The 18,289-nt window shown below is 49.2% G+C and carries 33 protein-coding genes and 1 pseudogene; all 34 read right to left on the bottom strand.

Translation table 11 applies throughout. The features are described from left to right. Positions 1-9: 9 nt before the first annotated feature. Entirely contained in the window at positions 10-306 is a 297-nt protein-coding gene (locus tag P0X86_RS33210; protein ID WP_347177520.1) for a ParB N-terminal domain-containing protein, read from the bottom strand. Between the two features lie 200 nt (positions 307-506). Next, positions 507-824, bottom strand: a complete 318-nt coding sequence (locus tag P0X86_RS27195) for a hypothetical protein (protein ID WP_277746951.1) — start codon at positions 822-824, stop codon at positions 507-509. A gap of 50 nt (positions 825-874) precedes the next feature. Further along, positions 875-1,192 (bottom strand): hypothetical protein, encoded by a 318-nt coding sequence (locus P0X86_RS27200; RefSeq protein WP_277746952.1) that lies wholly within the window; start codon positions 1,190-1,192, stop codon positions 875-877. Between the two features lie 610 nt (positions 1,193-1,802). Next, the gene (locus P0X86_RS27205; RefSeq protein WP_277746953.1) at positions 1,803-2,294 is read right to left on the bottom strand and encodes a hypothetical protein; all 492 of its coding nucleotides are present in this window, start codon (positions 2,292-2,294) and stop codon (positions 1,803-1,805) included. Positions 2,295-2,392: 98 nt separating this feature from the next. Then, positions 2,393-2,566 (bottom strand): hypothetical protein, encoded by a 174-nt coding sequence (locus P0X86_RS27210; protein ID WP_277746954.1) that lies wholly within the window; start codon positions 2,564-2,566, stop codon positions 2,393-2,395. Beyond that, positions 2,544-3,107 (bottom strand): hypothetical protein, encoded by a 564-nt coding sequence (locus P0X86_RS27215; protein ID WP_277746955.1) that lies wholly within the window; start codon positions 3,105-3,107, stop codon positions 2,544-2,546. The genes P0X86_RS27210 and P0X86_RS27215 overlap by 23 nt, the downstream gene beginning before the upstream one ends. Further along, entirely contained in the window at positions 3,104-3,508 is a 405-nt protein-coding gene (locus P0X86_RS27220) for a YopX family protein (RefSeq protein ID WP_277746956.1), read from the bottom strand. The genes P0X86_RS27215 and P0X86_RS27220 overlap by 4 nt, the downstream gene beginning before the upstream one ends. Continuing rightward, complete coding sequence (locus P0X86_RS27225; protein WP_277746957.1) at positions 3,505-3,936, bottom strand: hypothetical protein; 432 nt, start codon at positions 3,934-3,936, stop codon at positions 3,505-3,507. The genes P0X86_RS27220 and P0X86_RS27225 overlap by 4 nt, the downstream gene beginning before the upstream one ends. After that, complete coding sequence (locus tag P0X86_RS27230; RefSeq protein ID WP_277746958.1) at positions 3,933-4,385, bottom strand: ASCH domain-containing protein; 453 nt, start codon at positions 4,383-4,385, stop codon at positions 3,933-3,935. The genes P0X86_RS27225 and P0X86_RS27230 overlap by 4 nt, the downstream gene beginning before the upstream one ends. 180 nt (positions 4,386-4,565) lie before the next feature. Continuing rightward, positions 4,566-4,802, bottom strand: a complete 237-nt coding sequence (locus P0X86_RS27235) for a hypothetical protein (protein ID WP_277746959.1) — start codon at positions 4,800-4,802, stop codon at positions 4,566-4,568. A gap of 13 nt (positions 4,803-4,815) precedes the next feature. Further along, the gene (locus tag P0X86_RS27240) at positions 4,816-5,592 is read right to left on the bottom strand and encodes a hypothetical protein (RefSeq protein WP_277746960.1); all 777 of its coding nucleotides are present in this window, start codon (positions 5,590-5,592) and stop codon (positions 4,816-4,818) included. Positions 5,593-5,594: 2 nt separating this feature from the next. Beyond that, complete coding sequence (locus tag P0X86_RS27245; RefSeq protein ID WP_277746961.1) at positions 5,595-5,861, bottom strand: hypothetical protein; 267 nt, start codon at positions 5,859-5,861, stop codon at positions 5,595-5,597. 2 nt (positions 5,862-5,863) lie between these two features. Next, entirely contained in the window at positions 5,864-6,391 is a 528-nt protein-coding gene (locus P0X86_RS27250; protein WP_277746962.1) for a hypothetical protein, read from the bottom strand. A gap of 93 nt (positions 6,392-6,484) precedes the next feature. Further along, complete coding sequence (locus P0X86_RS27255; protein WP_277746963.1) at positions 6,485-7,336, bottom strand: hypothetical protein; 852 nt, start codon at positions 7,334-7,336, stop codon at positions 6,485-6,487. A gap of 5 nt (positions 7,337-7,341) precedes the next feature. Further along, entirely contained in the window at positions 7,342-7,884 is a 543-nt protein-coding gene (locus tag P0X86_RS27260; protein ID WP_210094665.1) for a hypothetical protein, read from the bottom strand. Then, positions 7,881-8,009, bottom strand: a complete 129-nt coding sequence (locus P0X86_RS27265) for a hypothetical protein (RefSeq protein ID WP_276824937.1) — start codon at positions 8,007-8,009, stop codon at positions 7,881-7,883. The genes P0X86_RS27260 and P0X86_RS27265 overlap by 4 nt, the downstream gene beginning before the upstream one ends. A gap of 134 nt (positions 8,010-8,143) precedes the next feature. Beyond that, the gene (locus P0X86_RS27270; RefSeq protein ID WP_277746964.1) at positions 8,144-8,326 is read right to left on the bottom strand and encodes a hypothetical protein; all 183 of its coding nucleotides are present in this window, start codon (positions 8,324-8,326) and stop codon (positions 8,144-8,146) included. After that, positions 8,326-8,484 carry a DUF6906 family protein gene (locus tag P0X86_RS27275; protein WP_007132791.1) on the bottom strand — a complete coding sequence of 53 codons (159 nt, stop codon included), beginning with the start codon at positions 8,482-8,484 and terminating at the stop codon, positions 8,326-8,328. Before P0X86_RS27275 ends, P0X86_RS27270 begins: the two co-directional genes overlap by 1 nt. A gap of 21 nt (positions 8,485-8,505) precedes the next feature. Further along, entirely contained in the window at positions 8,506-9,930 is a 1,425-nt protein-coding gene (gene dnaB, locus P0X86_RS27280) for a replicative DNA helicase (protein WP_277746965.1), read from the bottom strand. Further along, positions 9,908-10,243, bottom strand: coding sequence for a hypothetical protein (locus P0X86_RS27285; RefSeq protein WP_007132789.1), 336 nt, complete (start codon positions 10,241-10,243; stop codon positions 9,908-9,910). Before P0X86_RS27285 ends, dnaB begins: the two co-directional genes overlap by 23 nt. After that, positions 10,230-11,108, bottom strand: coding sequence for a hypothetical protein (locus P0X86_RS27290; RefSeq protein WP_277746966.1), 879 nt, complete (start codon positions 11,106-11,108; stop codon positions 10,230-10,232). The genes P0X86_RS27285 and P0X86_RS27290 overlap by 14 nt, the downstream gene beginning before the upstream one ends. A gap of 22 nt (positions 11,109-11,130) precedes the next feature. Further along, the gene (locus P0X86_RS27295) at positions 11,131-11,421 is read right to left on the bottom strand and encodes a hypothetical protein (protein WP_277746967.1); all 291 of its coding nucleotides are present in this window, start codon (positions 11,419-11,421) and stop codon (positions 11,131-11,133) included. Continuing rightward, on the bottom strand, positions 11,418-11,621 hold the full coding sequence (locus P0X86_RS27300) for a hypothetical protein (RefSeq protein WP_277746968.1): 204 nt from the start codon (positions 11,619-11,621) through the stop codon (positions 11,418-11,420). The genes P0X86_RS27295 and P0X86_RS27300 overlap by 4 nt, the downstream gene beginning before the upstream one ends. Next, positions 11,618-11,806 (bottom strand): hypothetical protein, encoded by a 189-nt coding sequence (locus P0X86_RS27305; protein ID WP_277746969.1) that lies wholly within the window; start codon positions 11,804-11,806, stop codon positions 11,618-11,620. Before P0X86_RS27305 ends, P0X86_RS27300 begins: the two co-directional genes overlap by 4 nt. After that, positions 11,803-12,511: pseudogene (locus tag P0X86_RS27310) on the bottom strand (MBL fold metallo-hydrolase). The gene P0X86_RS27305 and the pseudogene P0X86_RS27310 overlap by 4 nt, the downstream one beginning before the upstream one ends. Beyond that, positions 12,511-13,575, bottom strand: coding sequence for a recombinase RecT (locus tag P0X86_RS27315; RefSeq protein WP_277746970.1), 1,065 nt, complete (start codon positions 13,573-13,575; stop codon positions 12,511-12,513). Before P0X86_RS27315 ends, P0X86_RS27310 begins: the two are co-directional and overlap by 1 nt. Next, the gene (locus tag P0X86_RS27320; protein ID WP_277746971.1) at positions 13,576-15,576 is read right to left on the bottom strand and encodes an AAA family ATPase; all 2,001 of its coding nucleotides are present in this window, start codon (positions 15,574-15,576) and stop codon (positions 13,576-13,578) included. Continuing rightward, on the bottom strand, positions 15,573-15,830 hold the full coding sequence (locus P0X86_RS27325) for a hypothetical protein (protein ID WP_277746972.1): 258 nt from the start codon (positions 15,828-15,830) through the stop codon (positions 15,573-15,575). Before P0X86_RS27325 ends, P0X86_RS27320 begins: the two co-directional genes overlap by 4 nt. Positions 15,831-15,889: 59 nt before the next feature. Continuing rightward, on the bottom strand, positions 15,890-16,153 hold the full coding sequence (locus P0X86_RS27330) for a hypothetical protein (protein WP_277746973.1): 264 nt from the start codon (positions 16,151-16,153) through the stop codon (positions 15,890-15,892). Continuing rightward, positions 16,153-16,458 (bottom strand): hypothetical protein, encoded by a 306-nt coding sequence (locus tag P0X86_RS27335; protein WP_277746974.1) that lies wholly within the window; start codon positions 16,456-16,458, stop codon positions 16,153-16,155. The genes P0X86_RS27330 and P0X86_RS27335 overlap by 1 nt, the downstream gene beginning before the upstream one ends. 114 nt (positions 16,459-16,572) lie before the next feature. After that, on the bottom strand, positions 16,573-16,815 hold the full coding sequence (locus P0X86_RS27340) for a hypothetical protein (protein ID WP_277746975.1): 243 nt from the start codon (positions 16,813-16,815) through the stop codon (positions 16,573-16,575). After that, positions 16,812-17,090, bottom strand: coding sequence for a hypothetical protein (locus tag P0X86_RS27345; protein WP_144866190.1), 279 nt, complete (start codon positions 17,088-17,090; stop codon positions 16,812-16,814). Before P0X86_RS27345 ends, P0X86_RS27340 begins: the two co-directional genes overlap by 4 nt. 9 nt (positions 17,091-17,099) lie before the next feature. After that, complete coding sequence (locus P0X86_RS27350; protein ID WP_277746976.1) at positions 17,100-17,615, bottom strand: XRE family transcriptional regulator; 516 nt, start codon at positions 17,613-17,615, stop codon at positions 17,100-17,102. Between the two features lie 338 nt (positions 17,616-17,953). Beyond that, entirely contained in the window at positions 17,954-18,283 is a 330-nt protein-coding gene (locus P0X86_RS27355; protein WP_277746977.1) for a DNA-binding protein, read from the bottom strand. Positions 18,284-18,289: the final 6 nt, after the last annotated feature.

Raw genomic sequence — 18,289 nt, forward strand, 5'->3', positions numbered from 1 at the left:
AGCGCTTCCTCATCTTCCAGATACCTTATTCAGCGCCAAATTTAGCAACCGTTCCTGCTGATCGTCCAGGTCAACGACGGAAACCTCCAGCTCCGTGTGGCCCAGTTCATGAACCATGATCTTATAACGTTGATGTCCGCCGACCATGTTGCCGGTACGCTCGTTCCAAACGATTGGCTCGACATATCCAAACTCCTCGATGCTACTCTTCAGCTTTTCATATTCTGGATCCCCCGGCTGGAGATCGATCCTAGGGTTGTACGCAGCTGCGTTAATCTGATCAATCGGGATGACTCTGATGTCCATGCCTTCACCATCCTATTTGAGTTGAGTTGGTTTCACATATACACGCACACAAAATAGGGACACACGCCAACGCTATGCCCCTTCTCTGCCGTTTTCCGATCCCGTGCCGGCATTCGCCTGCATCATATAAAAGGCCCCTTAAATCGGCGTATATTTCGGCCCCTTAATCCAAAAGAAAAAGCACCCGAAGGTGCTGATCCCTATTTCGCTTCAACCCAACGAGCTCCTTCATCATCGTTCTTAAAGAATGACAACAACTGGCTCATTGCGCTTTCCAAGGCTTGCTCGATTGTATCTTCACTATTACGTGATGAAATGTACGGGCCTGCTTGATTAGAGCCTTGGTAATAATGGCTTGTAGAGTAATGATACTTTCCATCACTGCCAAGATCAATTCTTATAGTGATCTCTGTGCTGCCAATGTGGTCGTGATGAATCCATACCCTCCATTCACCAACGTTCTCATAAGACTCTACAACCTGCTTGTACGACTGAAGTATATCCAAGTGTTTCGACATTCTATCACCTCCTCGACATCACAATTCGACATCAAGGAGGATTTCCCTGCCTATCTGAAACCAATAATAGCCCATACAATCAACGCCCACAACGGTAATGAAATCAGCATACCATTGAATATCCCTCTGAATACACCGAGGTGTTTATACTCCTCTTCGTTCATGTTCACGGCCCCTTTCACATCGCTGTTTGCTGCAGAACTGCTTCGTCCCAGTCCACTCACCCCATACGCATCGTTTACACTGATCCGGCTGCTTCGGCTTATAAAGTGGTCGCTGCAGCTTATTACGTTTTCCGGCCATGTCGTCGTCCCTCTCGATTTCGTGGTGAGCTGCCTGCTGTCACTCTGATCAACCATTGAATCCATTTCATAAACCGTCACGCTCCTATTTGGAAATAAAAAAGCCGTTCCGGGAAGGAACGACTTCGGAATATATATTCAGTTCATATCTGCAAAGAGATCCGTGAGAGCAGTGGCGACCGTACCGTCCGCCGCAAAAACGCTGTGCTCTTTGCTATTAAAAGCATACGTACTTTGTAACTAGATACGTATGACAAGACCATTTTAACGAGCTGCCGAAAACCGAGTCAAAATATCAAAATGCCATATTCGCGAATTAACTCCGCTTAATCCCGAATGATCTTCAAGTTGCTCACTCTTTTGATATTCTTCTCAGAAAGGTTTATTCTGGAAGAAATAAAAGAACAGGGGGAAGTATAGAATGCATATTTTTGAACACCTTTGGAATGATCTCATATTAAAAAGAGCATTCCCTGTGTTTGTAGCTTTGGGAATTCTTGCACTAGTTGCTAAATCTGTTTCATAACAAGAAAAGGCGAGAAGAGGTACGCCCCGGTAACATTGCCGCATTCATGCGACTCGTGCGTGTCATTCTCGCCTTTTTCTATGCTCCTATCGTAACACGGTAGATTCATCATGTGGTCTTCAAGATTCCCCGATTTTCCCCACTTTGTCGTCAAAATTCTTTGCTTATTACTTCGAAGAATCCCATCGTCTTCAATACATTGGCCATTGTTCTAATGCCCTCTTTAATCCGACGATCGACCGTGCTATGTGCAACGCCCCACTTTATGAACAACATGGTTTCCTTCCGGCTGTATCCTTGAAGAAATCGAATGTCGATTACTTGTTTGACCTCTTCATCAAGAATCTGACTGTGAGCACGCAGGAGCATCGTCGAAATTGTTTTATACTGGGCGTAAACCCATTTCTGTTTCTCGATCATAATCACAGCGTTAGCCGTCTTGTCTGCGTGGAGATCCTCCTGATCAATTCGGCGAGTTGCTTCCCCATCGATCGCAACCTGAGCCATTTCTTTCTGATAATTTTCGAAATCGCTCATGAATATCTGCATGGATTTGAATTTGCTGAGGTAGAATTCCGTCTGCTGGATCTCTGCCTTTGAAGCGTTGCTGAAAAGCTCCCCCTGTACCCATGCTATCGCCATTCCCCTCAATCCCCTTTATGCTATAATTATTGAGAGGAATATATTACCGATTGACCCCCGCACCGGCCAAGGATTAGGGGGTCTTTCATTTATAAGCCTTAATACTCGCCTCCACGCTTTAGATACTTGTTCCGGTACCCCTTCCGCGGCGCGGTGATTTCATATTTCAATCCGATGTTTCTGGGTTCAGGCGGCTTGTCTGCTCCAATCGCTTTGAGGTGTGCTGCAAGCTTTTCCGGCGGCCAGAACTCACTTTTCGCTTTGCCCAGCATCTGACCCACCTCCATCCTCAAGTGTGGGGTCAGACGATATCCTATTCTTGATCAGCATATCAACACTTACCTTGTATTCTTCAGCATAAAGGTCGTCACCGTTCGCCGTATCCTCCATGTCCGTAAACATAGCTTGGGAGAGGTCGTAGAACAATTCAAATTTACCCAATCCTTCACGCTTGTAAATTTTGATTCTATTCTTGTACTTGTAAATTTCTTTGATACCGGCATCAGACCACATTCTTAAAAGCGCAAGCTCCAAGTCTATAAATTTGGCTTGATTACTCACTGGAGCCGGCTGCCGCATGCCGTCAGCGAGTGAGCGACGGAACCGTTCGTTATCACCCGTACAACTTAGCACGATCCCATTCAAGTGATTGTTCTCTGCTTGTAGGCGCTCGATTTCTTCTATCGATTCGGTTGCTACGGTATCTACCAGGCGATACATGTTGTAAAGAATCGAGCCTATTATATTTCGCTCTAAGAGTTGTCCCATATATTCGCGATTCTTTTTCAGCTGTTCGGCTATTTCCTCCGTCATGTATGTTGCACCTCCAGCAGATCCGGGTTCTCATAGATATTCCCAACCACCGTGATGTAAGGGAGCATGCGATGTAGGAGCCAGCTGCCGCAGCATAGTTCCATCCGATCGTTATATCCGACCTCGTAAATGCCATCTACCTTAATAGCGCCCTCGAACGGGTGTCCCTTGATCTCTACCAGGTCTCGATCGAATATGTTTTTCCTTTCAACGTCATCGAGGCCACTGTATTGCATCAAAACATATTCTGAATCTTCGCCGCCGCTGCCGCATCCATTTTGAAGGTTGTAATAAAAAGCCGTTCCGTCTTCATCAAAGGAAAAAGAGTCATGGATATCCTCGCCGCAGACATGCATTTTGTGCAACTCCTTATCCCATACGCGAAATTTGTACTGTCTCATACCTTCTCAACCTCCAATAGATCAGAATTGTCCCAGCGGTTTCCGAGCTTAATATAGTTGGGCAAGTCGTTGTACAGAGGAATCGAGGAGTGCATTCTTACTAACTTCCCCTCGTCGTTATGTCCGAACATCGTTTTGAAGTAAAACCCACACCACGAATCGTGCCACGCGATAATACCTATAGACCCCCTTGGGCTCTTTGCGATGTCACCAGCGTAAAAGTCTCCCTGTCCGGTGTATTGACCTACTGTTTCGGGATCAACCTCATGCATTACCACCATGAGACCCAGATGGCCTTCAACATTCACAGCGTTTGAAAATGGCTTGATGAAGAACTTGTCTTTACTGCGTATCAGATCGCCGTAAATGAATTTGCCGTTCATTTCTCCTGGATCTATACATTTGCCTCGGAACTTGTACTCTCTCATGCCGGCAGTCCCTCCCAATTCCATAGCCCTTGCTGCCCCTTCGCTGGGATCGGCTCCGGTAGACGATTCACATCGGACATTTCCCAAGCATATCGGCCAGGGTAGTAAAAGCCGAACTTTTCCTCTTTTAGACTGACACGCTTGTCTTGCCCGTCTGTTCCGTTGTAAAGCAGCGACATTCCACTTTGATAGTCCGTTCCTATGGACCAGCATTCTGTCAGATTTCCAATAGCAACGATAGCTCCGATCGGCAAGCTATCCGCCGTGTAGCCGTGCCGCATTAATGCTGTCTTGATTTCTGGCACCTCGCATACTTCGCGGTCGATCTTTTTGCCGGCATGGATCGCCAGCTCGCCGCGGTGTTTGGTGAACCAACTGCGCGTTTCAAACTGCTTTTCCCCAAGGGCGATCAGCGTCGCCCAGGGCTGGATGATCGTTATGGCTTTCATATCCGATCACCCTCATCTCCTGACACCTTCGTACACTCGTCGCATACAGGTTCATAATCAAAGTGATCTGTATAAAATTCTGCACCGCATTTAGTACAGTGCTCTGGTCTTTGATCCAAAGGCAGGTTTTTATAATCATCTTGCATCGTTATCTCTCCTTAAGGGGCTGCAGCCCCTGTATTATCGAACCCAATTGAATCCTCTGTAATGATCCTCAATAAGGTATGCCCGGCCGCGCGGGACAAAGCTGTTAGTCTCAACTTTCAGCACGCCGGCTTTCGTTCGAACATATCCCCGATCGGCAATCTCAGCACCTGCAGCAACAACCATTTTGATTTGATCAATGCGACAACCTGATTCGATCAGCGGATCCAACGCCTGGTCAATCAACTGAATTGCTTTATGGGATATGGCCATTTCAGCATCTCCTTTACCTTGCTTCTTCACGTAATCTGCGACGTTTGAAATCAAAGCCCATGCGCTCCAATTTTCCTCGAACACCAAGGGCGCTTTTTCCCAGCGTCGAGCCGATCGTTTCATAGCTATAACCTTCCTGAGCCATACGTAGAAGCGTCTGAACCTCGTCCGGTGTGTATTTAATCAGGTTGTTCAAGCGCACCGGTCGCATTTTGAGGTTAAGATCAAGAATCCGTCGTTTTATGGACGCTTCTGATCGGTTAAACATACGGGCTAAATCTGGGTAGGTGATTTCGGTTTTCAGGATTTGGGCGAGTCTCTGGTCCTCTGCAGGCGTCCAGTCAACAGATTGCCATGTTTTCTGAGATCGCAATTGATCGGCTTTGCGTTTTATCTTTGCCCATTCAGGTTCCGGACCAATTGTCCCAGGCTCCATTTTTGCTAGATTCAGCAATTCCTTATGTTCCTCCGCCCATTTCCAAAAGTCTGCGTAGGAGATAACCCAGACTCTCGCACTTTGAGCAAACAGCTTCTTTCTAGCAGGCATTCCATAACGATTGATCCAGTTTTTCACGATAGTATATTCTCGACCAAGGGCTTTCCCTAGTTGGCAGACTGTAATACCGTCAAAGTTCATCCGCGGATCAGACAAGCCCATACGCTGAGCTTTAAGCTTTACGGCATTGATGCTTTTACCCAGCCGGGTTGATATCTCCTTTATGCTGGTTACTCCCCATTGATCCTGAAGGTAATCAATCTCCTCTTTCGTCCAATTAGGCGCTCTCCCCACTCTCACACCCCCAACGACTGGAACTCTGCACCCTCGGTATCGTCAATCGTGATCGTAGACATCCCGTCCCATTTCTCACGGATCTCCTTGGCTTTTGATTTAACCGCGGCTGCTTGTTTCGGCTGCAGAACAATCCCCATCGCTTCTTCGTAATGCTGCGCTGCCTTTGCATATGCTCTGCTATGCATGTAATTCATCCAGTTCCAGAATTTATGATTACTGAAGGTTTTCACCTTCTGAAATACTCGTCTGCGAGTCTGTTCATCCATCGTTAATTCCTCCCCGAGAGTTTCTTCTGATAAACGTGTGCGAATATATTGCCGTGCTTTCTTCTGACGGCGCGCGCCCCTTTTGATGCGCGTTCTGTAGGCGTGTAAAGCGGTCTTGTCTTTGCTTCCTCTACTGTCCACCCGCAATCCCTGACTCTCTTTCGGAAAGTCTCGTACGAGATACCGTTGCGAGCGGCTTCCTGGATGTCGTTGGGTTCAAAAAGCTTGATTCTGTAGTTGTCTAGATTTTTGATAATTTCCTTCGTGCTCATAATTGGTTTCGTCGCTGCGTCTTGCTTTGACCAGCCGCGGTAAACTCTTTTGAAATACAACCTTTTAGATATCCCGTTCTTTGCAGCAATCTCCAACCATTTACGATGGAAGGTCGTCTTCCGCGGCGAGGTGAAGACCGCTCTATCCTTGTCCCATCCGAGAGCGCGGATCCGATGATTCACAAGTTCTCTCGAAACTCCATTTTGGGCGGCCAGTTCATATTCAGCCGGCGTAATGTAGTAGTCATAAACCTTCACAGATTCTCCCCCATTCTAGGAACTGACGTTCTGCAAGAAGCATGTATTTAGGTACCCCGGTCTGCTTCGACCGGGGCTTGCTTGCATCTATCTTTAGGCCACGCCGTGGCTCATCATTACCTTTTTGACCTCTTCTTTGTATTTGGAGATCTTGCCGCTCAATTGCCCAGAGGTCATGCCCACTTCCTTAGCGATCTCCCTCCAGGTCACTCCATCCTTCCGTTTACGCTCGAACAACATCGGGAAGTCGAGCTGAAGATCCGGGAAAGATGGACGTTGGGAAAGGATATATTGCTCCAATTCTTCCGGAGTGATCTCGACGTCGCCAGCAGTTTGGGTTTCCTCGGCGTCAGCTGCAGCGCCATCCTCACCCGATTTCTGATCAGTATCCTCGAAGCTCATTTCCCGATCGCTTGGGGGCTGTTCGCCTTCCGGTTCCTTCATCCATTCCGGAAGATCGGATCCTTCCTGAGCTGTTCCCTCACCCATAATTCCCTTCTCATAGTCACTCAGCTCGTCGCCATCTTCTGCCGGAGTGTCTCCTGCCGGCGGCTCCCCTACTGAAGTGTCCCCTGCAGGTTCCCCTGTTTGGCCTGGACTGCTATCCGGCTCCCCTTGTTTACCCGGTTCGTCAAGCGGCAACTCTGCCTGATTCTCATCCTTTTCAGGCTGCTCGACCGATGTCACCACGCCGGAAGCATCCGCCGTCACACGGCGGCCGCCCGTGTATAGCTTGTACGCGTCGTCATCCTCCTCATCAAAATCGAATGACATTTGTGGATCCCCAAGGAATACGTTAAGCTCTTCCCCTTGGTTGTTACTTAAGAAGACCAAATGCGGTAATGCTGCTTTAAGCGGGAAGGTCAGTTTAATCTCGATAGACGATTCCCCAATTTTGATGCCCTTCGCTAATTCTCCAGTAAGCTTCGCAAAATCTTTCCCCATATCGATCACTTTCCTCTCTTCTTTTTCTTATTCGCTGGCTTCTTTGCCGGCGGATTTATAATGTTATGAATGACTTCCTGCTGCGGCTTGGTAAGCTCTACAGGCTCATGAATTGCTCTTATAACTTGCGCCAGGACGAAAGCATCCCGGACGTTATCGCTTGGGTGTTCAAACCCCCAGCGTTTGAATATAGGCAAGATCAAATCGTCTTTTGATCCTTTCCCTACTCCAGTTGCAAATTTTTTGAGCTGGGTAGGAGCTACCTCGATGTATTTCTGTTTTCGCACATGCAGTCCAATGCGGATTGCCCAGCCTATTGCGTACTGTTGTCCCACAAACGAACCTGTCGACCCATGAGAGAATCCTTCAATGGCCACTTTGTCGGTTGGCTGTATTAACCGGAGTGTCCGGACAACGACATCGTTAATCCGACCAGCATCTAACGCACCATCCGCTTGAATCTCGATCCTTTTCAAGACATTCCCGTCCGGGTCCAATATAGCGACCCCTGTTTTGGTTGAGTGGTCAACACCGACGTATCTGTTCATATCCCCACCTTCTTCAGCTCTTCGGCGGCGTACCGATAAGCTGCTGCAGCTGCCTCGTCATCTACGACCTCCGCCTTCGTTTCAAGATCGTCAATAACCCTTTTGATTTCTTCTCGTACTTCCACGTTTCTTGGCCCTCCTTTTTCTTTTGGACTTCGACCAGCCACGAAGCACGAAAACCTCTCCTATCTGCTTGCCGTTATGATCGTATATGATTTCCCATGGTATCTCTTGAAAAAACGGGTCAATCGAGGCCTCGCTATGCATATAACCGACCCCCGATCGACATGACCAAATTGAATTCCTTGACTCCTTCTTCAATGACTGCAGGATCCATTTCAGAAAATTCGGCGAGCAGTTCCTGTTGATCCGGTACCTGACCGGTATGAATAAACCGCTGTCGGATGTACTCATAAACGTGCCAGTGACTCCACCTACTCATCACGCACCCCGCCGGATCGTCCGCGAGCTGCCAGTGTACCGATGAATCAGGACCATAGCTGCAGGTGTATCTCGCTCTACGAGCCAGTTTTCGGGGTTGAGTCCCCGATCTTTGATTTCAATTCTCTGCCGCCTCGTTGGCCGCTTTCCATTCTTCATCTCCTATTAGCCTCCTTTGGCTTACGCGTATTGGCGCTTCTCCATATTGACCACCTTGTGCTGACGCGGTGGCTGTGGACCAGGATCCATGTGAACCCGGTCGTAATTGACGAATTTATTAAACTGCTTCAGGAAGACCAGCTCGACGGTTCCTACTGGACCGTTCCGCTGCTTCGCAATGATGATCTCGATGATGTTCTTCTTCTCGGATTCCTTGTCGTAGTAGTCATCCCTGTACAGGAAAGCCACGATATCCGCGTCCTGCTCAATCGATCCGGACTCCCGAAGGTCGCTCATCATCGGGCGCTTGTCCTGACGCTGCTCCACGCCGCGGCTGAGCTGGGAAAGTGCGATGATCGGAACATCCATTTCCCGGGCCAAGTGCTTCAGCGTCCGGGAGATCTCCGATACCTCCTGCTGCCGGTTCTCCGCCCCTCTGCCCTTACTGACGCTTGCGATCAGCTGCAGGTAATCGATCACGATCAGACCGAGTCCCTCCTGTTTCTTGAGGCGTCGACATTTCGAGCGGATATCATGGACCGTAATGCCTGGTGAGTCGTCGATTACGATATTGGTGCCGCCGAGGACGCCGGCAGCATTCGCCATCTTTGTCCAATCCTCAGCCCCCATATCCCCGATCCGGAGTTTGCTCGCCTCGAGTATGCCCTCAGCACTGACCATCCGAGTGACTAACTGCTCAGCGGACATTTCCAGACTGAAAATAGCAACTGGCTCCTGGACACGAGTGGCCACGTTCTGAGCGATATTGAGCGCGAATGCCGTTTTCCCGACCGATGGCCGCGCCGCGACAATGATCAGATCGCTGTTCTGCAGGCCGCCAAGGATGGCGTCCAGGTCCGTGTATCCTGTCTCGATGCCCGTGACCTTACCTGTTTTGTACACTTCGGCCTTGTTCTCGGTCGATTCGATCACGTCAACCAAAACATTGCTGATCCGCTTAAAATCCTGCTTAGGAGCCGCTTGATCTGCCAGGGTTGTCGCAACCTGTTGGGCTGATGTAACCAGGCGCTGTATATCCTCACCCGCCATAGCAGCCTGTATCCCGGCCATACTGGATCGGATAAACTCCCTCGTCATGAACTTGTTGTGTACGGATGCGACGTAGGATTCTATATTCGCTGTCGTTGGGACCGAGTGGGCCAGTTTTGACAAGTAGCTTACGCCGCCAATATCCTCTAGCTCTTTATGGTCCTGCAGGCGGGAAGCTAAAGTCACCAGGTCGATCGGCTGCCCTTCCTCGGCCAGCTCCAACATTCGGTTAAAGATGAGCTGATGCTCTGCACGATAAAATGCGTTCGGAACCAGTGCCTCAACGTACTCGTACACTTCCGGGTTGATTAGAATAGCGCCCAGAACCGAGCACTCAGCAGCCAAATCATGCGGCATTTCGGGCAAAATCATGTCAGGCGCGGCCCAGTTTTGCATAGATGGACTCCTTCCAGCCTGGCGGCGGCGGGCACGCTTCCTGTTTGGCGCGGGCTCTCTCGGCGAAATATTCCTCGGTCAATGACTTCATGCGGTCACGCTCGATCTGTTCCCCCAGGCTCCCCCGGATCTCCGCAATGTTGGGCGGATACTTGCTCGTCCGAATATGCTCGTCCACATTTTCTTGAGCTACCTCAAAGGGGAAGTCTTGGAGATATTTATGGTCTGCCTTTACTCGATCTACCGAAGCGTCAAAGGCTGGATAGTATTTCGCTATGTGTTTATAAAGCTGGGCAACCTCAACGATTTCCACGCTTCTTCTCCTCCTCGATAAAGCGGTCTAGTTCGTCCATTTGTGCTTGTTTTTTATTTCGATAGCCCCGTTGTGGAGAGTGTCCAAGGGCGACTGGCACGTGCGGCACCGCACCAGTTATGGAGTCATCCACTTGCATTTTTGCCCACTCGTCAAGGCAGCGAGGGATGCAGTAGGCCATGTTTCGAATCTTGTCCCAAGCATGTTTTGGCTTGTACTCAGCAAATGATTTGTCAATGCTTTGCTTCACGATATCTAACGGGATCCCCGTAGCAACCATCTTTTTGATTTCTTCAAAGTCGGTAGTGCTTACGCTAAGCCCCTGCCCCCTTCGCATGCAGAAGTGTCTTTCGACTTCAGAGGCAAGTTTTAAAATGGTTTCAGGATCAGTAATAACAGCAACAGCATTGTGTATCTCTGTAATATCTTTATTAGATCGGAAGTTTTCTTCCGGGTGATCGGAAGATTCCTGCCGATCTCTATCATCCAGATCGGAAGAATGTTGCCGATCTCCTGAGTCAGAGTGGAAACTTTCTTCCGGTCTGTTTTTGAATTTTTTGGAGTTTCGGACCGTAAAAACGAGTCCGTATGGCGCTCTGGTGACTTTTATGTATTGGTTATCTTCGAGCGTCTTGATCCACGACCGGATCGTCCGGTCCGATACCCCAAATTCATTTTCAAGGTCGCTAATTTTAACTGGCTTGTTCCCAAGGACGATTCCCCAGACAATTCCGTCCCTTTCGACTTCCTTCGTCGTGGAGCTGATGCACCAAAGGAACAGCCAAATTGCTGATCCTATTTTTTTGTAATGTCTATGTTCCAACAATCCGGAGTACATCGGAAAAGGGTAACTGCCTTCGGGCATTCGCTCATCCCCTAACTAGGATTCAATCTCTTACGACTTTGATGAAGGTTCCTTTTACACCCTTGCCCTGGGCGCCTGTCTGCAGCCCATCCGTAAGGGAATCAAGCATAGTTCCTAGCATGGGTCCGTACCCTTTAGGATTAAAGTCAAATCCGATCAAAGAGCCGAGTGTAAAGGCAACAGAAGTATAGAAATGGCCGTGCTGCTCAATCCCCGCCTTCTTCGCCTCCTCGTTCTTTTCGGTAAGAAAATCTACGATCTCCTTCGTTAGCTGCTGAAGCTCCTCTTTTGTCATTTCATTCATTTGGTTCATATCGCACGCTCCTTCTTGATTCTCTCTTTCCACTCTTTGTCGCCCAAGCATTGGCCGTACGTTATCTCAAAGTACCGGCGCCCGCAGACGAAGGAGACAAACTTCCCAGTCGCCCGTTCGTAATACATTCCGTTTAAGGCCGGCTGATCGGACATTTCCTCGTAATCCCCGAAGAGATCTAACTGTATGGGCTCGCTCAACCTTGACGCCCCCTTTCGTCCCGAAGGTATACGATCGGGTATTTAACTTTTACTACAGTCCATCCGGGGTATCCCCTGGCGAAGTAGGCCCGAGTCTCTCGCTTGAACTCATCCGGATCGGATGACATCAGCCTCCAGATCCGCTCGCCCATCATGCTGCGCATTAAAGGTTTGCCGTCAATCATCGCCCGGCCACCCGGACCATCTTTCCGGTCACTTCCTGAATCTCTCGTTTGAAACGTTCCTCATCGCTATTACCATCCGATAAGTGCAACAGCCAAATCTCTTGGACTTTGCGGGTATCATTGGCTTTCAAGAAATCTTTTACATGTTCCAGACCAAAGTGCGACTTCAGCAGTCGTTTCATTTGTCCTGGATGCAGGTGGCCGGACGCCACCCGTTCCCTTACGATGTCCATCGAATAATTGCATTCCACCATGATGTGGGTTAGATCCCGGAAGCGATGTCGGCAATAATAGGTGTCCGTCAGGAAGACTAGCTTGTCTCCGGCTGTATTGGCCAGCAGGAACCCAAGTGGCTCCTCGACGTCGTGCTGTATGTCAAAGGGGAGAATCGACCAGGTGCCAACTCGAAACGGCTCCAATGCCTTGATGACCTTCAGACGATGCCCGGAGAGCCCTCTGGCATCCGCTGTTCCCTGGCTGGTATAAACGTCCACTCCGGCCTTCATGATGTCCTTAGCGGCCTTACTATGGTCCATGTGTTCATGGGTGATAAGGCAGCCGGCAATCTCAGTCATACGAAACTTCAACGCTCGCTGCAAGGGATTTGAAAGGAAAGCCGGCCTCCAGCAGGAGAGCGGTATGCCCGTCCGAGATCCGGTAGGCATTACCCGCGCTGCTGGAGCCGAGGCATTGAATGTCGATCATCAGAAATCAGGCCCCTCAGTGCCGAACGGAGGAATATCGTCCGGATGGATTTCGAAATCCATTTCTCCTTGTCCAGCTGGCTCTACATTGCTCTTTGATGAGTGAGCCGTTTCCTTTGGCTGTTCCGGATCCGGTTGGGGCTCAGCAGCGGTAGGAGGCGTAATGTCGATGACGTTCTTATTGGCATTGGCTCTGATCTCCTCATTAACCTCAGACTCGGCGAAGTCACTCTCCATTTGCTTCAGTCGGAGATAATCATCATCAATCTTTTGGCTATCGATGGTGATATCACTATGGGCGGCCCGATATACCGTCTTCCAGCACATTTTCTCGTACCAGCCTTCGACCTTTTCCTTGCCGACCTTCTGGCCATTTTCCCATTTGTCTTTCTCGCCACCCCAGAATTCTGGGCTGGCATGGTCCGGCTTCCTCTTCTCAATATCAGCAATGGTCATCATGACCAATTTGTTTTTCTCCGGGGTCTTGGTATACGAATGGAAGTAAAAGCCCCCTACGATCTTCCCGCGATCAAAAGCATTCTTAATTTCAAATTCGTACCCTTCATGTGGATGATTGGCATCCTTCTTAATTGGCCTGAAATAATCGTTGGAATAAACGAGCTCAACTGTTACGTGATCAGGAACGTCCAGCCCATACTTCACAGCTTTGAGCTCCAACCCTCGATACCCCTCAATGAATCCAATGTCGTACTTGCCTGTATTGTTGTTCTTGAATGGAACCAGACTGATATGATTAGGCTGTGAGGGATCAAACCCGATTCTGGCGTAGGCAACAACATCCCGCGCAAGTTTTTCCATATTGACATTGTTCCAGGTGACCGGAAGCGGATCCCGATATCGTTCCGATTTCTTCAGCCGTTTCTCTTCAGTAGACTTTAGAACCGCGTCCAAAGCGACAAAGTAGTTCTGAGCAAGTCGTTTTTGAAAATTCGTCAGGGCAACTTCACCGACGTTGGAACCGAACTCAGCAATAACCTTGGTCATAAACCGCTCGGACTGAGTTGGCTCTTTCTTGGTGACAGCCGCTTGGTTATTTGTGGTCAATTAGATCGCCTCCTGCATGTTGTTGTGGGTTACGACGCGCAGCTTCTTATCCTTCTCGGATACGACCAAACGGATCAGCTGTGCCTCGGTATCGATCAGCTGCGTAACCGATTCAGCGTTGTCGATAAATATTGGAGCCGAGAATCCGTAATGCTCGCTGAGAGCGTTAATAATGTCAAGCCCGACGTTGATCCGAGCCGCGTTGTTCAGCCCCCCGTCATAAGGTACGCCGTTATAAAGCGTCTTGCAGACATCGTTCAGGCCGCCATTGAGTTGTTCTTCAAACAGCCGGAACCGGGCGTATTTGAATTTGCTGTTGATTTTGGACTCGAGTGCGGAAACCTTGGTCCGCGTAAACTCCTCCGTCAAGTAGAGTTCATGCTGCAGCCGCTCGTATTCGACAGCCAGCTTACGCTCCTGTTCAGTCAATTCGGCAATTCGTTTTTCAATCGCGGCTGCTGCTGCGATTTTTAACTTATCCGATTCGAGCTCGCTGACTTGATCCCTTAGCAATCTGATTTCGGCTTGAACCTTGCTTGCAGTGTCGGATGCGGAGGACCGAAGCTGCTCAATTTCTGAGCGTATGGTCTCAGCCTCTTTTTGTTTGGCCAGGTACTCTGGATCGTCGGCCGGATCGGAAACGGACGCCTGCAGGTCGACTAGCTTTGCTTCAGCTGCAGATACTTCCTCTTGCTTCACCGAAAGTTTCTCCTCTAATGCGGACACGCTCTCTTCCAGATCAAACATGGAATGCTTGAGTTTTCTAACCTCTTCTGCAATGGCCTTGCCTTCGGCAGAAATACGTTCAAGTCGCTGAGATTTGGAAGCATTGAAGTCGGCCAGTGCCTTGTCCTTCGCAGCCTGTACTTGATCAGCTGGGAGAGCTTGTCCGCATGTCGGGCAATTATCGTCATGCTGATGTTCATGGGCGGGGAACTCCAACCCGTTAGCAGCATGCCATTCCTCCCGCAGCCGTTCCGCTTGGCTTTCAGCTCTTGTAATTTGCCGCTTGTACTGTTCAATCTCACGCTGCCCGGCAGAAATTCGCGCTTGCAACTCGGATGCTTCGCCGCGGAGTTGCATCAATCGCTCCCGTTGCTCGCTCACGGCTTGCAAGCTATCTGCTTGGACCCGGTGTTTGATGTCCGTCAGCTCGGCGTTGATCTCACGAAGAAGGAGCTCCTTGGCCGACAGCTCGCCCCCAGACTGGATGCGCTGCAGCTCCGCAGTCTTGGCGTCTATCCTGCCGCGTAAGGTGTCGATGTCTTCCTGTAGCAGTTCAGCGTCCAAATCGGAGACATCCGGCTTGTCACGGTATTTTTCATCGATCCTTGTCGGGATCTCTTTTATTTCCTTATTGATCTCCGCAAGCGATGATTTAATCGACTGCTTGTGCTTTTCAACGGTTCGCTCTTCCAAGATCGCTGCCAATGGAGTTAGCTCCTTGTTGCTGGCGATAATCTCCGCATCCGTCATATCTCCGCAGACCTCTAGCAGTACTTTTCGGCGGGCTTCCGGCTTCAGCACCTCGTTAAAATAAGAAGGGCTGGTAAGAAGCTTGAAAACATCCTCGCTGATCAACGCATCAACTTCGGCCCTGTACTCTTTTTCCTTAACAGGAACCCCGTCCACGAAATAATTGGTTGTATGGCCGTCGAATACAGATGTGGCTGATCCCCGTTTCTGTGTCCATTTTTCACTGAACACTCTCCGGAATGTTCGGCGTCGCTGGTTAACCAGAAGGACTCCCTCAACTTCATGATCAAGGCCGTGCCGCACAACTTTGCCGGCCTTGTCCAGCTCCTTTATTTCAAACTTCTGTTCGGACCGATTGGCACTATCCTTTCCGAACAAAAGCCAAGTGAAGCCATCAAACAATGTCGTTTTGCCAGTTGCATTATCACCAAAGGCATCCACATTCCCGCCGTTGGCGTCGAGAACGAATTCACGGAATCCCTTAAAATTACGGAACGTCAGACGCTCCAGGACAATCTTCTTCAAGCGATTTCCTCCTTAACGGAATACTCGAGACCGACGTCTTGGACCGTTGGCTCGGGCTTCTCCGGATATTTCATATTTTCGAAATGCTGGCGGATCGCATATTCGATCTCCGCCAGCTGCTCATCGTTACAATGAATCTCAACTGTGCCGCTTTTCCCCCGTACCGACAGGATCGTCGGCGTATACACCCTCTGGGGCTGCACCACGGTTTCAATGCGTTCGCCAGTAATATCAAGCGACATCGCTGCTCCCATTGCTGATCACTCCCTCTTGTGTGATTCGCCCCCATCTGGTAATATGGGGGCATCAAAGTTTAAAGTTTGGCACCAGATATGACCCGTTGCTGCGGGTCATTTTCTGTTTGGTCATGTATAGAAATAGTTCTCCAATCTACGATGACCGGACAGTTCTCAATGCTCGCGATCAGGTGATCGTTTTCGTCGATCACCCAGAACTCGGAAATGTTGTCATCACCCACCTGCTTGATCTCAATGACTTCACGACCGTTCACCTCTGTTCCGACTTCAAAAATTCTTGTCGGGTTACTGACCACCATCAGCCTTTGGATAATCTGCATTAATGATCCGCCCTCCTTTCCCTGGCCTTGATCCTTTCAGCCTGTTCGGTTATTACCAAATCGGGCTCAAAGGTGTCTCGATTGAGATAAACGGTTTTGATAACCACTCCTTGGAAGTAGATGTCGCCTCGGATAAAAACACCAGATGGCCACATGTCCTCCAAATAAACCTCTACGAATAAAGTCCCGCGTAAAACGACATAACCTCGGCCATTACTCATTTCAGCCATTCCAGCTGCCGATCCGATCAGCGTCTTCAAGGCGCGTTCGGCGTGTGCTTTCGGCAATTTAGGTAATTTGGCCATTCCATTTCTCCTTTCCTATATATTTGATGCGTCAGCCGCATCTCTCGACGCCAGACAGGAGTAAGGTTATGATACTGTCCGACGCCGGGAGACAGGGCCGAAGCTCTGTCAGTCTTACCCGAGCACTGCCTCGATCTGGTCTATTGCATTCGCCAACTCGGAAGTTGGCAGGTTCTTCAACATGGAAGCAGCATTGAACCAATTCTGGTAGGCTTTCTCCCGCTGTCTCTGGAGCTCATTCAATCGCTGAAAGTTCTCCGGGTCCGCCTGGATGAATTGTGAAATAGATTCTGTGCTTGCTCTAAGTGCTCGAGTAGTGGCAATGTACGCTTCTGCAGGTGATTGGGAGGCTGTCATAGCTCAACCCCCTTGCGCTTCTGACGTTCAACGATTAAAATAGACGACAAGAGACTCATTAGTCGTGATCTCAACCGAGACTGCCCTGGCCGGCGGTCTTTTTTCATTTCCAGTTCTTTCTCCGCGAATCTAATCATGTTGTTTAGATAGGCGATTCCATTCACGAGTTTGTTGGAGTCGATCATCTTGTCCGGATTGCGAACGATGACCTGCAGGTTATGTTCCGCGTTTCTTCCAGCCTCCAGAGCTTGTTTTACTAAATCACTTCTCAACATCCCAAAACCTCATTTCATATATTTTTTTGCCTTCAAATCAGCTCGATGCTCTTTCCATGTGGCGAGCCAGCTGAATGAATACTCCTTACAGAGAACTGCTGCAAAGTGCGTTAACGCAGTGATCGCTTCGACTGTTTCCATCAGAAGCCGTTTCAATATCTGCCTATCTGATTCAGTCAGCTGATCAGCAGTTTTACTGATCGGCGCCTCGGATGTTAGCACCAAAACTTCCTTCATTTCCTCGACCGTTTTGAAAAGCACCGATGCTCTATGTAAATCCACATTGTTGAGCCAGGGGGCGAAGGCGCCACCGGTGACCTCCCCAGCTGCAGCAATGTAGAGCTGGCCATCATCGTAATGTGTTGCAGTGCTTCGCATGATATCTTTCGGCGCCTTCCGAGAACCTTTGATGATCTTGCCGAGCGTCGAGTTATCTATTTTGGCCACTTGTGCAGCCTGGATTTTTGTTTGGCCTTTACGTTTGAGGACTTCCTCAAGCGCGCTGCCGAATTGTCCAATCGCCATAATAATCTGATCTCCTTTGCCCAATTATTGGGATGATATTGGACAAGGAACTGTTGTAATATTTATCTGTGAGCAAAACCTTCCCCAATCGTCATCCCCTTCGCCGCCGGCAGCCGGTACCGCTCCGGCGGCTTTCTTCTATCCTCTTCAAGCTTTCCGTTGCTTCTTTCAAAACTCGCTTTCGTTCAAGTTTTGGTAAGCTTTCTGGGTTTACTGCGTAATTCGGAAGTGACATATCCAAGGCGACTTCAACATCTATGTTTTTCAGCAAGCTTCTTGTTACTGTCGCTGAAACACAGGCAATTCTGGAGGTTTGACGCATCCAGCGAAAACGCATTTCATGCCACCCTTCCCTTCCCTTTCACCTTCGATTTTTCACCAGCGTTGTCCCGGATCCACTCGGTATGCTCGTCGATCCAAGTCATAAGCGAGTGAGTCGGTACCCTTGGATGGCCAAACTCTCGAATGACCGGGAAATCATTTCTATTCAAAAGCTCTGACGCTTTCGTAGCTCCAATATCCAGCAAGTCCATAAGCTGCTGTTTTGTCAAAATAGGCGGCAAAGATGACTTTAACGCGTGTCTTTCAATGGCCTGGTCTACCGCCTCATTAATGGCGTCTTGCAGTTGGCCGAAATCAACCTGGACTTTAAAAATTCCTGCTTCCATTTGAAC

Source organism: Paenibacillus sp. BR1-192 (assembly GCF_029542445.1).
Classification (GTDB): domain Bacteria; phylum Bacillota; class Bacilli; order Paenibacillales; family Paenibacillaceae; genus Paenibacillus_AQ; species Paenibacillus_AQ lautus_A.